This is a genomic window from Vibrio sp. 2033 (assembly GCF_033339735.1).
The window spans coordinates 1-954 of record NZ_JAWOVC010000147.1 but is presented as its reverse complement, the minus strand read 5'-3'; the positions used below and the strand labels follow the sequence as shown (position 1 = coordinate 954).

Annotated in this window: 1 protein-coding gene; it reads right to left on the bottom strand. The window is 48.8% G+C overall.

All coding sequences use genetic code 11. The features are described from left to right. Positions 1-153 precede the first annotated feature (153 nt). Positions 154-954: DUF2339 domain-containing protein (locus tag R7P74_RS25220; protein WP_318123378.1), on the bottom strand; the 801-nt coding region annotated here is incomplete at its 5' end.

The following is a 954-nucleotide window of genomic DNA, read 5'->3' as shown; positions in this document are numbered from 1 at the left end:
GTCATACGGTGGTTGCATTGTTGAAATAACGCCGTTTCAAAGAACACTCCAATGATTCCCGGCTTTACATTTTTGCTGCCCCCCAATAACGGCGAAAATGCATTGTCGGGAATCTCTCTTTTCCGCTTATCTTTTTGTGTTGAAGAACGTCGATTATGGCTCAGAGGTCTGAGTGACTGAGCGATGCAGTTTTTGAAATAGCCATCCCAAAGCAATAAGTGATGCCCCCAAGCCTAAGAAGCTGATGGCGCGCCAGAACCCGTCCAAAGAGCTTACATCCCACAAGAAGACTTTCAACGCCACAAAGGCCAATATAATTAAGCCGATGCGTTGCATCATCATCGCCTTGTGAGTGACGCCACGCCAAGTTAAAGCGCCACCAACCATTAATCCTGCCACTGAGTAGCTAAACAACTCCGCCATACTGGTCGGTTGAAACAGCGTCATTGACGTGGTTTGCCAGAACTGTCGAATCGACATCCCTAGCCAAATGGCCGCTAATGCAAAGCCAAGACATGCGACCGCTAATCGGTGTACACGCAGCGTATTCCAGCGTCTAACGACCGCAGCAATGAGAATGCACGCTGGCAGAAGCCAACCTAAACTCAGCATGTTGAACACTGGCATGGCTTGTGCCGATACGTTGTTGGTGATGAGTGGCGATTCAACGCTGTTCAGCCATACCGTCAATAGCGCGAATACGCCCCACAATAAGTAGCTGTAGGCTTGATAAACAAGGGTGAGCTGCTGAGCAAATTGGCTGCGATAACTGTAAACCAAGCCCATAACCAGAGCTTGGTTGGCAAAGACCACGGCACTTGTGAAATCGATGTGCCCCAAATAGCCGTATTGTCCCGTTAACCAGTAGTTGGTTTGGGTGAACAACGCCATTAAGAACACATGCAAAAACGCCCCTTCAAACCAGTTGGTCAGGTCGGAATCTTGTTTCGCTAG